At 38.2% G+C, this 15,137-nt stretch carries 14 protein-coding genes; 8 read left to right on the top strand and 6 right to left on the bottom strand.

Features of this window, described 5'->3' with window-relative positions; genetic code table 11:
- Window positions 1–34: 34 nt before the first annotated feature.
- Window positions 35–1,417 (top strand): class II fumarate hydratase, encoded by a 1,383-nt coding sequence (gene fumC, locus KI363_RS14875; protein ID WP_158324041.1) that lies wholly within the window; start codon window positions 35–37, stop codon window positions 1,415–1,417.
- A gap of 242 nt (window positions 1,418–1,659) precedes the next feature.
- Here fumC and KI363_RS14870 read toward each other — a convergent pair whose 3' ends face one another.
- From KI363_RS14870 to KI363_RS22400, 5 genes are all read right to left on the bottom strand, one after another.
- On the bottom strand, window positions 1,660–1,863 hold the full coding sequence (locus KI363_RS14870; protein WP_158324040.1) for an alpha/beta-type small acid-soluble spore protein: 204 nt from the start codon (window positions 1,861–1,863) through the stop codon (window positions 1,660–1,662).
- Window positions 1,864–2,145: 282 nt separating this feature from the next.
- The gene (locus KI363_RS14865; RefSeq protein ID WP_158324039.1) at window positions 2,146–3,246 is read right to left on the bottom strand and encodes an ABC transporter ATP-binding protein; all 1,101 of its coding nucleotides are present in this window, start codon (window positions 3,244–3,246) and stop codon (window positions 2,146–2,148) included.
- 111 nt (window positions 3,247–3,357) lie between these two features.
- Window positions 3,358–4,263 carry a helix-turn-helix domain-containing protein gene (locus KI363_RS14860; RefSeq protein WP_158324038.1) on the bottom strand — a complete coding sequence of 302 codons (906 nt, stop codon included), beginning with the start codon at window positions 4,261–4,263 and terminating at the stop codon, window positions 3,358–3,360.
- Window positions 4,264–4,810: 547 nt separating this feature from the next.
- A complete protein-coding gene (locus tag KI363_RS14855) occupies window positions 4,811–5,002 on the bottom strand; it encodes a hypothetical protein (RefSeq protein ID WP_158323781.1) in 192 nt (63 codons plus the stop codon).
- 73 nt (window positions 5,003–5,075) lie between these two features.
- Window positions 5,076–5,294, bottom strand: coding sequence for a DUF5342 family protein (locus KI363_RS22400; protein WP_191967559.1), 219 nt, complete (start codon window positions 5,292–5,294; stop codon window positions 5,076–5,078).
- 162 nt (window positions 5,295–5,456) lie between these two features.
- On the opposite strand from KI363_RS22400, the gene KI363_RS14845 reads away from it, so the two are divergent.
- The 7 genes from KI363_RS14845 to KI363_RS14815 all read left to right on the top strand — a co-directional run bounded on the left by KI363_RS14845 (window position 5,457) and on the right by KI363_RS14815 (window position 13,621).
- Window positions 5,457–6,596 (top strand): DUF445 domain-containing protein, encoded by a 1,140-nt coding sequence (locus KI363_RS14845; protein ID WP_212966827.1) that lies wholly within the window; start codon window positions 5,457–5,459, stop codon window positions 6,594–6,596.
- A 36-nt stretch (window positions 6,597–6,632) separates the two neighbouring features.
- Window positions 6,633–6,986, top strand: a complete 354-nt coding sequence (locus tag KI363_RS14840) for a YlbF/YmcA family competence regulator (protein WP_158323779.1) — start codon at window positions 6,633–6,635, stop codon at window positions 6,984–6,986.
- 141 nt (window positions 6,987–7,127) lie between these two features.
- Window positions 7,128–7,988: a Cof-type HAD-IIB family hydrolase gene (locus KI363_RS14835; RefSeq protein ID WP_212966826.1), complete on the top strand. Its 861-nt coding sequence runs from the start codon at window positions 7,128–7,130 to the stop codon at window positions 7,986–7,988.
- A gap of 90 nt (window positions 7,989–8,078) precedes the next feature.
- Window positions 8,079–9,392 (top strand): metallophosphoesterase family protein, encoded by a 1,314-nt coding sequence (locus tag KI363_RS14830; protein WP_212966825.1) that lies wholly within the window; start codon window positions 8,079–8,081, stop codon window positions 9,390–9,392.
- Complete coding sequence (locus tag KI363_RS14825) at window positions 9,389–12,352, top strand: ATP-binding protein (RefSeq protein WP_212966824.1); 2,964 nt, start codon at window positions 9,389–9,391, stop codon at window positions 12,350–12,352. The genes KI363_RS14830 and KI363_RS14825 overlap by 4 nt, the downstream gene beginning before the upstream one ends.
- Window positions 12,353–12,386: 34 nt before the next feature.
- Window positions 12,387–13,331, top strand: a complete 945-nt coding sequence (yhaM, locus tag KI363_RS14820; protein ID WP_212966823.1) for a 3'-5' exoribonuclease YhaM — start codon at window positions 12,387–12,389, stop codon at window positions 13,329–13,331.
- Window positions 13,332–13,435: 104 nt separating this feature from the next.
- Window positions 13,436–13,621 (top strand): sporulation YhaL family protein, encoded by a 186-nt coding sequence (locus KI363_RS14815; RefSeq protein WP_158323774.1) that lies wholly within the window; start codon window positions 13,436–13,438, stop codon window positions 13,619–13,621.
- 312 nt (window positions 13,622–13,933) lie between these two features.
- Here the strand turns inward: KI363_RS14815 and KI363_RS14810 are convergent, their stop codons facing one another.
- Window positions 13,934–14,917 carry a peptidylprolyl isomerase gene (locus tag KI363_RS14810; protein ID WP_212966822.1) on the bottom strand — a complete coding sequence of 328 codons (984 nt, stop codon included), beginning with the start codon at window positions 14,915–14,917 and terminating at the stop codon, window positions 13,934–13,936.
- Window positions 14,918–15,137 lie beyond the last annotated feature (220 nt).

Genomic DNA, 15,137 nt, shown 5'->3' with positions numbered 1-15,137 from the left:
GAGGAGAGGATGAAAGAAATAGGAGGCTATACATATGGATTATCGTATTGAGAAAGATACAATCGGAGAAATTAAAGTACAAAATGACAAGTATTGGGGTGCTCAAACGCAAAGAAGTAAACAGAACTTTAAAATTGGTACTGAAAAGGTTTCTATGGAAGTAATTAAAGCCTTTTCTCAACTTAAGAAGGCGGCAGCGATCGCAAACCATCAATTAGGTAAACTTTCTTCCGCAAAAAAAACAGCCATCAGCCAGGCTTGTGACGAAGTACTCGAAGGAAAATTCGACGAACATTTTCCTCTTGTTGTGTGGCAAACTGGAAGCGGAACCCAATCGAATATGAACGTGAATGAAGTGGTTTCAAGACGTGCGAACGAATTATTGGTGGAGCAAGGAATTGAGGAAAAGGTTCACCCAAATGATGATGTGAATATGTCGCAAAGTTCTAATGATACATTTCCAACAGCCATGCATGTTGCAGCATACCAAGAAGTCCAAGAATTATTATTGCCTGCTTTACAGCAACTTAAATCAACGTTACGGGAAAAAGAGCAAGCTTATATGGACATTATTAAAATTGGGCGTACCCATCTACAAGATGCAACCCCTTTAACATTAGGTCAAGAAATTAGCGGCTGGCGTGCCATGTTAGAAAAAAGTGAAAAAATGATTAAGGAAAGTGTCGAGCATCTGCTTCATCTTGCGATCGGCGGTACCGCAGTAGGAACTGGAATCAATGCAGATCCTGAATTTGGAAATATGGTGGCAAAACAACTTAGCAAGCAAACTAATTATCCTTTTGTTTCGTCAGATAATAAATTTCATGCATTAACGAGCCATGATGAAATTGTATTTGTACACGGTGCCTTAAAAGGATTGGCAGCTGATTTAATGAAGATTGCCAATGATGTTCGTTGGTTAGCGAGCGGGCCTCGCAGCGGAATTGGCGAGCTGTCGATTCCAGCTAATGAACCAGGAAGTTCTATCATGCCTGGTAAAGTAAATCCTACACAGAGTGAAGCAATCACAATGGTTGTAACACAAGTAATGGGAAATGATGCGGCAATTGGCTTTGCAGCAAGTCAAGGGAATTTTGAATTAAATGTATTCAAGCCGGTCATAATTTATAATTTCTTACAGTCTGTTCGACTTCTAGCTGATAGTATGATTTCTTTTGACGAAAATTGTATTGTAGGGTTAGAACCTAATCTAGATGCAATCGAGGAAAATGTTAATCGTTCTCTTATGTTAGTGACAGCGTTAAATCCTCATATTGGCTATGAAAAGGCGGCCGAGATTGCAAAATTAGCCTTTAAAGAGGGAACAACTTTAAAAGAAGCAGCCATTAAAACTGGCTATTTAACAGCAGAACAATATGATGAGTGGATTGATCCCAAAAAAATGGTTAATCTTTAAGAACAAAAGCGCAAGGCGCCTGTCAAAGGATGAACGGCTAAAGTATGGTTCAAAGGCTAAATACGCGCCGTCCTGGCGCAACACCTTTGTGACCAACATCCTGTTGGCCTCCGTCCTGGCGCAACGCCGATGGACTCGCTTCCTGCGAGCCTCTTGCCGATGGCGCCTAGAGCTAGATCCAGCTATTAAATAATAGGAAAGCCCCCGAAATCCGGGGGCTTTAGCCATTATATTCAATTTTATTAGCTGTTATAGCCGCCGCCAAGTTGTTGTTGAGCCATAGATACTAGGCGCTTTGTGATTTCTCCACCTACAGAACCGTTAGCGCGAGAAGTTGTATCTGCTCCAAGGTTTACGCCAAATTCTTGTGCGATTTCAACTTTCATTGCGTCAATTGCTTGCTCAGCACCAGATACTAAGAGTTGGTTTGAATTGTTGTTAGCCATTTCTGTCATCTCCTTGTTGTATTATGGTATGGTTGGGTCTGCTGGAATTGCACCAGCACACTTATATGTGCCCTACTGAGGTAAGACCCAGCGAAAAAAACGCTTTGTACTTTTTATTATGTTTTGTTGCTTTGAAATTATTCTTAAATGCTAGAGGGAATTTTTTCCCGGCACTTAGAGTGGTGCTTTGCAATTAGGAATATTATTTTCTAAAAGATAGTAAAAAAACCTACCAATTTTTTCAAAATGGTAGGTTTTTTACTGTTTATATAATTATTCGCTTTAGCGAATTCTTAGTTCAGAAGTAGTATCAAAGAAATGGGCTTTATTCATGTCCAAAGCAAGTTCCATGGATTGTCCCGGTTCTGCAATGGTTCTAGAATCAATTTTTGCGACAAATTCTTGTTCCCCTATTGAGGAATAAAGTTGTGTTTCTGCACCTAAAAGTTCCGATACATCAATTTTAACAGTGATTTTTGAATTAGGTGACGCTTCAATGAATGCTGGCTCATCATGGATATCTTCAGGACGCACGCCCATTATAAGATCTTTACCAACATAACCTTGTTCGCGAAGCATTTTCATTTTGCCTTCTGGAACAGCTACTTTTGCTCCACCATCAATCTTGAATCCATCTTCTTCAAGCTTACCGTTGAAGAAGTTCATTGCAGGTGAACCGATGAATCCACCAACAAAGATATTTTCTGGGTTATCATAAACTTCTTTTGGACTACCAACTTGTTGGATCACTCCGTCTTTCATAACTACAATTCTAGTCGCCATTGTCATCGCTTCTGTTTGGTCATGGGTAACGTAGATTGTTGTTGTTTGCAGTCTTTGGTGCAGTTTCGCAATTTCCGCACGCATTTGAACACGAAGTTTTGCATCCAAGTTAGATAAAGGTTCGTCCATTAGGAACACTTTTGCATCCCGGACAATCGCACGTCCTAAAGCAACACGCTGACGTTGTCCACCGGAAAGTGCTTTCGGCTTACGGTCTAGGAAGCTTTCAAGACCAAGAATTCTTGCTGCATTATTGACACGTTCCTCGATTTCTTTCTTCGGCATTTTACGTAATTTCAATCCAAATGCCATATTATCGTATACAGTCATATGTGGATAAAGAGCGTAGTTCTGGAATACCATCGCAATATCGCGGTCTTTAGGAGCGACATCGTTGACTCTTTTATCATCGATGTAGAAATCACCTTGAGAAATTTCTTCCAATCCAGCAATCATCCGTAGAGTTGTAGATTTACCACAACCAGAAGGTCCAACAAAAACGATAAATTCTTTATCTTCTACATGAAGATTGAAATCAGATACCGCTGTTACTTTATTATCATAAACTTTATAAATACCATCAAGACGTAATTCAGCCATTGATAAAACCCCCTAAAATTAATGTACTTTCATTGTACAGAATCCGCTTTCACTAGGCTATGGACAAGGTGCACAAAATCCAAATTCCAATTTTGGGCAATGTGCCAATTTTTATTGTCCTTGAAGGCCATCTACATGAAGGCAGGCTAGGTATGTAAAAAACGCGCCATGGAATGTTTTAATGTCGATGCCTGTTTTTTCAATAAATTTGTCGATGCGGTATTGAAGACTGTTGCGATGCATAAACAATTGTTTGGCGGTTAAGGTGGCATTTGCTTGGTTTTCAATATATGTTTTAATGGTTTTTGTTAAGTCAGGATCATCCAATAAAATTTGGTGAACATCCGCAAAAAGAATAGGACGCTCGTGTTCGGGAAGATTAAGATATGAATAATTAGGAATGACTTTTTCCCGTGTCATAATTCTTTCTTCGGGATGAGCAGTTAATGAAACAGCCAATAATCTTTGCTCAAGTTGAAATAGATGTTTGACTTGATTCTGAATAGGTTGGAAAAAACCAAGATAAAAATGAATTTTGATAAAAAAGTCGCTTTCTAATGCTTCAATGGCAGAAGATAATTCTTCCTCTGATATGGAGAAGTTTGGATGGTCCTCAATGATGACTCCATGATGATGGCTAAAAGGTACAAAGATCACCTCATTAGAAAAGAGACTTTTTGTTGCTTCTTCCCACTCATTGTACTGAAAATCATCACGCATATTTGGGATTGTAAAATGAATAAAACGAATATTTTCCGCTTTGGAGTACGGGATTTTCCCATTTTTGGTCAAAAATTGATACCACTCCTCTGCCAAAGGGGTCCGAACTAATTCTTGTTTATGGCTTAATGGAAAGAGAGTAGCGAGCAGTGTTATTTCTTCCTTCGTTAATTTTGCATTGGGAATACCTATATAAGAATCTGTACTTTCATCCTTTAACCAAATATATCTTGAATCTGTATTAGGTTTTAAACTGGTAATTGCCTCAGGGTATAGTTGTAATAATCGCTTAATCATATAGAACTCCTTTATTTTTCGAAAAAGAGCTGACAATGAAGTCAGCCCTTTTATCTGTCGTCGCGCCTTAAAATGGGCGTTTGCGCTTTTCTTACTGCTTAGGAATTTATAAAATCCTAGCTTGTGGATAAGTTGCTTATGTTGTGGTTGACATCCAGCTCCAGCGCCCAGCGACTAGCAAACTTTCGGTGCCTGCTTGCGTAAGTCAACATCGATTCACCCTTCGGTGTCTAGCTACAGGCGGTAGGGGCTCGAGGTCAAATAACCCTGAACCTAGGAAGGGAAAAACCGCCCTTCCTAGGTTCAGGAACATTTGCTTGTCGCCCCTAAGCAACCGCCTTCCGCATTTCGTGGTTCATCGTATTTCCTTTATCTCAGGCCAACAGGATGTTGGTCAGAACGGCGTTGCGACGTACAAGGATGTACTAGTGCAGACGAAGCGACAGGACGTCGCGATTGAGTCTGCCGCCAGGACGGCGCGATTTTAGCCGTTCAACCTTATTATCCAAGTTAGTACGTCGCTGAACAGGCGCTTGCGCTTTTGTTCTTATATCTCCCTAGGGTCGTCTTCAGGAAAGAAATCTATGGCTTCTTCAATATTGGTGGAGTCTTCTCTCATAAAGACTGACCCCCCGGACATTCCTTCATTGACCATTCGGTCGACATCCATATATAATTTATGACGACCTTCAAAGTCGGTATCAGGTAAAAATTCTTTTTTCTTTTCGCTTTTATTCATACCATCAGCCTCCTTCCATTTTAGTATGGAAGCGGACTGTGTTTTACATGCTCCTTAAATATTGGTAACCCTATTAACGTTCATAATCATAAATATGGAATATCATTAAATCATGAACCTGTTTCTCGAGCTTGTCTCTGCTTTCCAGGAATGTTAAAGGGCTCTCCCAATGAATTTGACCGTTGGGGTAATAAAGACCGGAAATTTTTCTTTGTTTGTAAAAAAAGGAGAATTTCCATCCTAAATGTTGCTGGTTAGGAAGAATTGTTTGAACTTGAAAATGTTGAAACATATTTCTCACCTCTTATGTAGTTTACCAAATAAAAGCAGATCATTAAATAAAAAACATGAACAACGCTTAGCTTCTAATCAAAGATAGGAAACCTTCCTTTGCATGAAACGTAAGGAATGGTATAACGAATTTAGAGCTAAACTACTCAGGAGGAATTAAAAAATGCCAAATTGGATATGGACATTATTATTTATGATGGTGATTGGAGCAATCATTGGTGGTTTTACGAATTTCTTGGCTATTCAAATGCTCTTTCGCCCACACCGTCCCATTTATATTGGAAAATGGCAGCTTCCTTTTACACCAGGATTGATTCCAAAAAGGCAGAAGGAACTTGCTACACAAGTTGGAAAATTAGTCGTGAATCATTTAGTAACACCTCAAAGTATACAAAAAAAGCTATCTGACCCAAAATTTAAGTATGAAATGGAAACATTAGTAAGCGATAAAGTTCATAGTTGGCTAGAGCAAAAATGGACAATTGAACAGTTGTTGCATTTTTTACAGATAGAAAATGCAGAACAAAAAGCGAAAGCCTATTTACATAGTAAAGTGAAACAAAAATACGCCTCTTTAAAACAAAAATATGCGGATGAACCGTTTATTGAACTGGTACCAGAGCAATGGGGTGTGAAGGTACAAGAAAAAATCCCTGAGCTTTCCGACAAAGTCTTAGAGAAGGTGATTGCTTATTTTTCTAGTGAACAAGGAAGAGAAAAAATAAATACAATGATTGAGGATTTTTTTCAGGACCGAGGACGAATTTGGTCGATGATCCAAATGTTTGTTGGCAATCAATCATTGGTGGATCGTTTACAGCCAGAACTCATCAAATTCTTGCACAGTGACAGCACAAAACAGCTGCTTACGAATATATTGCAATCAGAATGGCAAAAATTACAACAAAACTCACTCCAAGATTTATTTCCAAACTGGCAGGACGATACATTGTTAAAACACCTGGAAAATTGGACAGAAAAGACGATTCCATTGGAAAGGCTGTTTCAACTTCCAATTTATGAATTAGTTTCTCCCTATAAAGAAAAGATTGATCAGAGATGGGTTCCTTTTCTCTTAGAAGCTGGTGGAAATTACTTGGTAGAAAGAACAGAAGAAATTATGAAAAGGTTCCAAGTCGAGGAGATTGTTCGTGAACAAATTGAGGAATTTTCGTTAGCAAAATTGGAGGAGCTTGTTCTTTCGATTGCAAAAAAGGAACTCACGATGATTACGTATCTTGGTGCGATTCTTGGCGGGGCAATTGGCCTAATTCAAGGAATCATTGTGATGATAACTGCCTAGTATGTTACACTGTTTGAGAAGGAGGAGATCTCATTTATGGCAGCAAATTTATTTGATTACGCATATGAGCTTGAAAAAGCTTTACGTCAAAGTGAAGAGTATGTAGAACTAAAGAAGGTGTATGATGCGGTGGAAAAGGATGCTACAGCTAAATCCATGTTTGATTCTTTTCGCCAAGTTCAAATGCAACTTCAGCAAAAACAAATGGCTGGACAAGATATTTCAGAAGAAGAGGTACAGCAAGCTCAACTGATCGCAAATCAGGTGCAACAGAATGAAAAAGTCACAAAATTAATGGAAGCGGAGCAAAGAATGAGTATGGCGATTCAAGAGTTAAATAAAATAATCATCAAACCACTTGATGATTTATATGGGATTGTACAAGGGTAGTAATGAAAAAGAGAGCCGTTTTATATTTTATATAAGCGGTTCTTTTTAATTGTCGCTCCCCTATTTCAGGTTCTAACTTGTGCATGCTTGCATAAAATATTTGTAGAACGAGTTGGTCCTGCACAATAGGGGGGTATCAGCATGATTTATAAGTTACTGGCTTTGAATATTGACGGCACTTTATTGCAGGATAATGGCCGTATAAATAAAGTGACGAAAGATGCTATTGATTTTGCTAAAGATAAAGATGTTAAAATCATTCTCACTACATCAAGAAATTTCCTGGCTGCAAAAAGGGTAGCGAAATCTTTAAAGATTGAGGAACATATCATTGCCCATCAAGGCGCTTTTATTGGAAAGGAAATAGATAAACCTGTATTAGTAAGAAGGATATCGGAAAATATTACGGAAGAAATGCTTGGTCTATTAGAAGCGTTTTCCTGTCAAATTAAAGTCATTCATGAAAAATTTATGCTAGGAAATAAGATGACTTTGCCTAATCAATTAATGGGAAGAGTCGTGTTTCAAAAATCCAATCGCATGGCTTATTCAGAGCAATATGTAGATGATCTAAGAGAAAGCTTCCAAGAGAATCCAATGTCCCCAACTATGATGGAAATATTATTTGAGCATAAACATGACCGAGATGATGCGATCAAGATCATAGAAGAAATGTATGATGAAGTAGAGTGTATTAAATCCAATCCACAGCGTCTAATAGTTGTTCCTAAATTGGTATCAAAATTAGCAGGAGTGCAATTTTTATGCGAACATCATGGAATTAGAAGAGAAGAAGTGGTCGCTATTGGGTCAGATTTAGATGATTTGTCACTTATTCAATGGGCAGGTCTTGGCGTGGCGATGGGAAATGCCCCATTAGAGGTGCGAAATGCTGCGAATTGGATCACGAGGTCCTATGAAGATAATGGCGTGGCGTATATGGTAAAGGAACATTTCCGTAAACAATACCGTCTAACCTTTTTGCGAAATATATTAAAATAAGAATTTAAAAAACAGCGTGTCCATACGCTGTTTTTTTCTGCGTATTTATTGTATGATGGAACATATATTCGTTTTGAGGAGAGGATCCAATTGAAAAAGGAGATTCATTTTATCCATACAGCTGATTTGCATTTGGACAGCCCTTTTCTTGGTTTGAAAAATGTCCCCACAGATCTTTTTAAACGAATCCAAAATAGTACCTTTCAAGCGTTTGAAACATTAATCGATGAAGCGATTGAAAGGGATGTTGACTTTATAGTGATCGTAGGGGATTTATTTGATGGGGAGGATCGAAGTATTAAAGCCCAGGCAAGATTAAGACAACAAATGGTTAGGCTTGAGCAGGTAGGGATTCATGTTTTTATTTCGCATGGTAATCATGATCATTTATCAGGCTCTTGGCTGAATTTAGATATGCCTTCCAATGTTCATATATTTACTGAGGAAGTTTCCTGTATTCCTTTTACAACCAAAAAAGGACTAAACGTTCATTTATATGGCTTTAGTTATCCAACCAGACATGTGACAAAGAGAAAAGTCTCCGAATTTATAAAAGAAGGGGAAGCTGATTTTCATATTGGCCTATTACACGGACATTGTGAAAGTAGCCGAAGTGAGCATCAACCATATGCCCCATTTTCCATTCAAGAATTATTACAAAAACAAATGGATTATTGGGCATTAGGTCATATACATAAAAGCGAAATATTACACAAGGACCCATATATTGTGTATCCGGGAAACCCACAAGGCCGACATAAGAATGAAAAAGGGAAAAAAATAGGTTATGAGGTTGTGATGAATGTAGAAGGAGAGACTAGCCTACAGGCAATCCCTACTTCTGTGATTCAGTGGGAGAGCTTAGATATTCGTTGTGTGGAAGGAATGAGTTTTACTGACTTGTATACGAAGTGTGTAACCGAAATGGAAAATATCCTTAATAAGGAGAAGTGTAGTGTATTACTTGAAATCATATTAAAAGATTCGGGCCCACAGGAAGCGGGTCAGGACGGCGTTGCCACAGGAAATGGCGACCTTAGCCGTTCATCCTCCCTTTCTTCTGCCATAAAGCAAAGAATCGAAAACGGAGAATTTTTGGAAATGCTTCAAGAGGGTGTAGAAAGGGGCCTTTTATTCATATGGCCATATAAAATTAGTACGGAAGAGGAAATATCGAATAAAGTTTCATTTGAAGACCCGACTTTTTGGAACTTGTTGAATCAAACCATTTCAGATTACAAGCTTGAAGAGATAGATGATTCCCTTTCGACTTTATATACTCATGTATATGCTAGTCGCTATTTATCTCCGTTAACTGACACCATGAAAGCGAAACTTTTAGTGGAAGCACAGAAATTAATAAGTGAGCGGTTCGTTGTCAAGAAGGAGAGGGAAAATAGATGAAGATAAAAAGCCTGTCCATATACGGGTATGGAAAATTTACAGGGTTTGAATGGAATACGATCGGATCGTTGCAAGTTGTTTACGGCCATAATGAAGCAGGAAAATCGACAATAATGTCCTTTATCCACAGTATATTATTTGGTTTTCCGTCTAGACAGTCTTCTCAATTAAGATATGAACCCAAATACAGTCATGCTTATGGTGGGAGAATCGTAATTGAGACAGAAACAGATGGGGAAGTCGTGATCGAGCGGATGAAGGGGAAAGCTGGTGGTGAGGTTCAAGTTCAATTTGAGGACGGTACAATGGGTGGGGAAGAACGCTTAATTCCTTTATTATCTGGTATGAATAAAACACTATATCAAAATTTGTTTTCTTTTGATCTTAAGGGGATTCAAGAAGTTCAACGCCTGAAAGGAACAGAAATTGGTCGCTATTTGTTAGCAGCAGGTACGTTTGGGACCGATCAACTACTCTCTGTAGAAGAAGATCTAAAAAAGGAATCTGAACAGCTATTTAAGCCGAATGGAAGAAAACCGAAATTAAACCAACTCCTACAGCAATTAAAGGAATCTGAACAAGAGTTGAAAAAAGCGAAGCAGCAAAACAGTGAATATGAATCATTATTATTACAAAAGGATCGCTTAGACCAAAAGCGGATAAAACTTGAAAATGAATTAAAGGAGAAAACCGCTAAATTACAGAAGGCGACAACAGTACTGGAAAAATGGTCGATTCTACAAGAGGACCATCGAATTGAACAACGCTTAGAAGAACTTGGATGGGTAGATTTCCCTGTAGATGGATTAAAAAGATATGAAAAATATTTAGATAAACAGATCCTGCTTCGCAATCAAATAGAAAGTGTTGTCAGAAAGTTAGAGAAAACAAAGCAAATACGAGCGGAATCACAGCCATCTACGGCTTTTCAACCGGTTATTCATCGGGCGGAAAAGCTTATTCAAGAATGGCCGTTATTTCTGCAAAACCAAGAGGATATAGAGGAAAGCAAAAGGAAAATAGAAGAAAATAAAGTGCGAATAGAAGAGATCGAACAAGCTTTAGGTCTCTATATGATGAAAGAAAAACCGAATTTGGGTATTGCGGTAAAAGAGGAAATAAGGAAGTTACGGAATGAGCAACTTAAAATTCAGTTACAAGCAGAAGATCTTTCAAAACAACTGCAAAAAGTCTCAGCAGAATATGTCGAGATTGAAGCCCAGTGTCAAAGCATTGAAGAAAATTTGTGGTCAGAAGCTGATTTCAAGCAACTGCAAAAGGATAAAAATGAGTGGATTAGATTAGAAGAATTATTACAAGAAAAGAAAAACCAGAGCCAAAATAGGCAAGATCTTCACAAGGTAAAAAAACAAAACAACTATATAAGAATAGGGGAAGGGCTACTTTTCTTCCTTAGTCTAATGCTCTTTGTCTGGTCGATCTTCACAACGCAATGGCTCCTTGGTTTATTCACGGGCGGGATATGCGGCTATCTATTACTTTCGGCTTTTTTGGTAAATAAAACAAAAAAAAGTTCAGATGAGCACCTAACATTACAAATTCAGGAATTAACAGTAGAGTTAGAAAAGCGGAGTAAAGATTATCATCCTATCATAGTTTATGAAGAGCAACTCGAATTACGGAATGAATGGAAAAGAATGTATCAGGAACTAGACCAGGCTGAACAAGCAAAAAGGGATTTACTTGATCAAGAGCAGCAGATAAACGTCTCCTTAGATCGTAATAGAGCAAAACTTCAAACTTGTAAGGAATCACTCGGATTACCAGTTGACTTTCCTCATATCCGTTTAGAGGAAGCGATTGATTTATTAACGGAAAGAGAGGAGCGGCAGAGGAAACTAGAAAAGTTACAAAGAAGTTTACAAGAAAAGGACGATAAGCAGATGAATTGGTTGCAAGAACTCGAATTTATTGCCAGTGCAGCTGATTACACGTTAGGAGATCCGTCCGAAACGCTCTTTTTAATTAAACAGACATTGAAACAGGAAGAGGAGAAATTAATTAGACAAAAAGAGTGGGAGAGCAAAATAGAAGAATTAGAGAGTGAGCGGCAGACTCTTGAATCGGAGTATAAGGAATACAATCATCTCCTTAACCAATTACAAAAAAAGGCTGGTACAGCCGATGAAGAAAGTTTTCGCGCCAAGGCTAAAAATCACGAAGAAATGTGCCAATTGCATTCCAGGCAACAAATTTTACAAGACCAACTCAATCAATCTGTAAAAGAAGATTTTAGCTTATATGCCTCACAGGATGAATTAAAACAAGAGCATGCTCAGCTTTTAATGTTTATCAAAGAGATCGAAAGAAGTTTGAAAAATATTAGGCAAGAAGCTACCACACTCGATCATCAGATTGGTGTTTTGGAGGAAGGTGGTACGTATACAGAAAAACTACATCGCTTCTATCAATCTCAATCGATTTTTCAGGAAGAAGCAATGAATTGGGCTAAGGTTAATATGGCGATCTCCTTACTGCAAGCAACAATGAATAATTATATATTAGATCGATTTCCCAAAGTTGTAAAAAAAGCCAAGGAATACTTTGCATTCTTGACGGATGGCCAATACCCTTCATTATATTATCAAGAAAATGGTCAATTATATGTGGAAAGAAAAGACGGTGCTTTAATGGAGCCCTTTGAACTAAGTCAAGGTACGAAAGAGCAATTATATATCGCCTTAAGATTTGCCTTAGTATTTGTTATTCAAAGCAATTATTCCTTCCCGATTATGATTGATGATGGTTTCGTGAATTTTGATAAAAATAGAACTAAAAAAGTATGTACGCTCATACAAAAAATCAGTGAGGATACTCAAGTACTTTTATTTACATGTCATGAACATATAAGGGAGCTATTTCCAAGTGATTGCATCTTTACGCTATCTAAGAATAGTGAACTAAGTTCAGAAAGCGACAAGAGTCATAGTATGATATAATTTTAAAAAGAAGCAACTAGGAACGGAGGCGTAGTTGATGAAAGGAATATTAGAACATGAGGTTGGGGAGCAGGTTGACCTCTTTTTATTGATTAAAAGTGCAACAAAAGGTATGGCAAGTAATGGAAAGCCTTTTTTAACCTTAATTTTACAGGATAAGTCAGGGGATATTGAGGCGAAATTATGGGATATCTCGAATGATCAGGTAAGAATCTTCCAAGCTGAAACGATTGTTCGAGTAGCGGGTGAAGTACATAATTATCGGGGAAGGTTGCAATTGAAAATTAGGCAAATTCGCCCTACATCCGCACACGATGGAGTGAACGTTGCTGATTTTCTTGAGACAGCTCCAATCGATAAAGAAGAAATCTCGAGTAAAATCACTCAATATATATTTGAAATGAAGAATCCGAATATCCAACGAATCACTCGACATTTGATGAAAAAATATTTAGATCGATTCTTAGAATATCCAGCTGCAACAAAGAATCATCACGAATTCGTCTCAGGGCTTGGGTTTCATGTTGTCTCCATGCTTGATTTAGCAAAAGCGATTGCAGAGCTCTATCCGTTCTTGGATCGGGATCTTTTGTATTCCGGGATTATTCTTCATGATTTGGGAAAAGTCATTGAATTGTCGGGTCCTGTTTCTACGACGTATACAGTGGAAGGAAATTTATTGGGGCATATTACGATTATTGTGAATGAAATAGCGAAAGCGGCAGAAGAATTAGGGATTCAGGGTGAAGAGGTCGTTGTGTTACAACATGTCGTTTTAAGCCATCATGGAAAATTGGAATGGGGAAGTCCGAAACAACCAATGATTAAAGAAGCGGAAATCCTGCATATCATTGATAATATCGATGCGAAAATGAATATGTTAGATCGTAGTTTAAAACGGGTGAAACCTGGTGAATTTTCCGAAAGGATCTTTCCTTTGGATAACCGTTCATTTTATAAACCCACATTTCATTCTTAATGCCTTTCAATTGAAAGGCATTTTTTTTCTTGTCGTGCATATATTTTACCAATGATCAGTTGTCTCAGTATTGATTAAACAAGTAGAAGAAGGAGTGGACAAGCTTGAGTTTACCTATCTGGATATACGTAGTCGTTGCAGGGATCTTCATAAGCGCATTCATGGCAGTGAAGACAGCGAAAGAGGATCGAGATATGGAAGAGGAATGGATTGAAAAAGAAGGACAAATTTACGTAGATCGGATGCAGAAGGAAAAAGAGGAGAAAAAAAAGCTTAAAACAACCAGTTAATATAAAGAACAAAGGCGCAAGCGCCTGTTCAGCGACGTACAAATTTAAAGTAATAAGGTTGAACGGCTTAAAGACGCGCCGTCCTGGCGCAACGCCGTTCTGACCAACATCCTGTTGGCCTAAGATAAAGGAAACACGGCGACGAAGGAGCCGATGTTGACTTATGGCGTAAATTTGCTAGTCGCTAGGCGCTGGAGCCAGACGTCAATACCCACTATTAGAACTTATCCACGAGCCAAGAATTTTATAGTTTCCTTAACAGTGAAAAAAAGCTGCTGTCGGCAGCTTTTTTTCTTGTAATAAGTTTATTCATTATTTATCTTTTTTTTCATCTTTTGATTTATCCTCGGATGCATCTTGGTCGTCAGCTTGATCCTTTGCGGAATCATCTTTTTGCTGATCCATTTGCTCATCATTTGTATCCTCTGGATCAGGAGCGTCCAATATGGAATCTAATGATGCTTTTAAATCTTCATCTTTTACTTCTACTTTTGCCTTTTTAAGCTCGCGCTTCATTGCTTGGAGAATAAGGTTAGAATCCTGATCAAGCTTGGCCACCTTTAGTTCCTGTGCATATTCATCCTTTACCTTATCAAACGCTTCTTTTTCTGGTTTCTTTGTGACTTCTATAATATGCCAGCCGAATTGGGTTTGAACCGGACCACTTACTTCGCCTTCTTTTAAATCAAAGGCAGCCGCTTTGAAGTCCTCATCCATTTGAGGATCATCCCTTGAGATCGTACCAAGGTCTCCACCAGTTTCCGCTGTTGCATCTTGGGAATATTCTTTTGCTAAATCCGCAAATTCTTCCCCATTATCCAATTTTTTCTTAACTTCTTTTGCTGTTTTCTCGTCCTCCACAATTATATGACGAACATCAATATCTGGTTCTTTTTGATCGTAATATTCTTTTACCTCGTCATCGGTCACTTTAATGTCTTTCGTTGCGGCTTTTTGTTGCAACAGATTTAGATGAAGAACTTCTTTAAAGTCGTCCTCATCTTTAAACCCGGCTTGTAATAGCTGCATTTCAAATTGAGGTCCTAACTGGTCCTTCATTTTATTTAATTCTTTATCGACCTCTTTATCGCTTACTTTATACTCTTTATCTAATACTTTTTCAATCACAAGCTGTTGAAGCATTTGGTCTCCAACTCTTTCCTTCATTGCCTCATACAATTCATCTTTCGATACATTTCCTGCTTTTGATTTTGCAACGGTATCCCCGCCGCCACTACAAGCAGCAAGTCCAACGACACCCGCCGCTAACGTTAGGGAAAGCACCCACTTTTTCATAATTGACAACTCCCTACAATTTAAGTCGAAGATTGTTTTAAGCCACAAAACATACTATACCATAGTTTAGCGCGGATGATAAATACTTTTTCTAATGATTCGTCAAAAAATAGGCGTTTGCTTCAAACAAATGACTCGTAAAGGGCATAGGGTATAGGGAATGGTAAACAAAACCATGGGGTTAGAAAAATGTGGCATTTGCCTTTCAATCTAACATTTT

It is taken from the genome of Lederbergia ruris, assembly GCF_018332955.1.
Taxonomy (GTDB): domain Bacteria; phylum Bacillota; class Bacilli; order Bacillales; family Bacillaceae_C; genus Lederbergia; species Lederbergia ruris.
The sequence above is the reverse complement of the archived record's forward strand: the minus strand, read 5'-3'. Positions and strand labels throughout refer to the sequence as shown.

Bases quoted from the DNA above. Each gene is read 5' to 3' on its own strand.
- fumC (WP_158324041.1), top strand. From the start codon at position 35: ATGGATTATCGTATTGAGAAAGATACAATCGGAGAAATTAAAGTACAA.
- KI363_RS14870 (WP_158324040.1), bottom strand. From the start codon at position 1,863: ATGGCTAACAACAATTCAAACCAACTCTTAGTATCTGGTGCTGAGCAA.
- KI363_RS14865 (WP_158324039.1), bottom strand. From the start codon at position 3,246: ATGGCTGAATTACGTCTTGATGGTATTTATAAAGTTTATGATAATAAA.
- KI363_RS14860 (WP_158324038.1), bottom strand. From the start codon at position 4,263: ATGATTAAGCGATTATTACAACTATACCCTGAGGCAATTACCAGTTTA.
- KI363_RS14855 (WP_158323781.1), bottom strand. From the start codon at position 5,002: ATGAATAAAAGCGAAAAGAAAAAAGAATTTTTACCTGATACCGACTTT.
- KI363_RS22400 (WP_191967559.1), bottom strand. From the start codon at position 5,294: ATGTTTCAACATTTTCAAGTTCAAACAATTCTTCCTAACCAGCAACAT.
- KI363_RS14845 (WP_212966827.1), top strand. From the start codon at position 5,457: ATGCCAAATTGGATATGGACATTATTATTTATGATGGTGATTGGAGCA.
- KI363_RS14840 (WP_158323779.1), top strand. From the start codon at position 6,633: ATGGCAGCAAATTTATTTGATTACGCATATGAGCTTGAAAAAGCTTTA.
- KI363_RS14835 (WP_212966826.1), top strand. From the start codon at position 7,128: ATGATTTATAAGTTACTGGCTTTGAATATTGACGGCACTTTATTGCAG.
- KI363_RS14825 (WP_212966824.1), top strand. From the start codon at position 9,389: ATGAAGATAAAAAGCCTGTCCATATACGGGTATGGAAAATTTACAGGG.
- KI363_RS14810 (WP_212966822.1), bottom strand. From the start codon at position 14,917: ATGAAAAAGTGGGTGCTTTCCCTAACGTTAGCGGCGGGTGTCGTTGGA.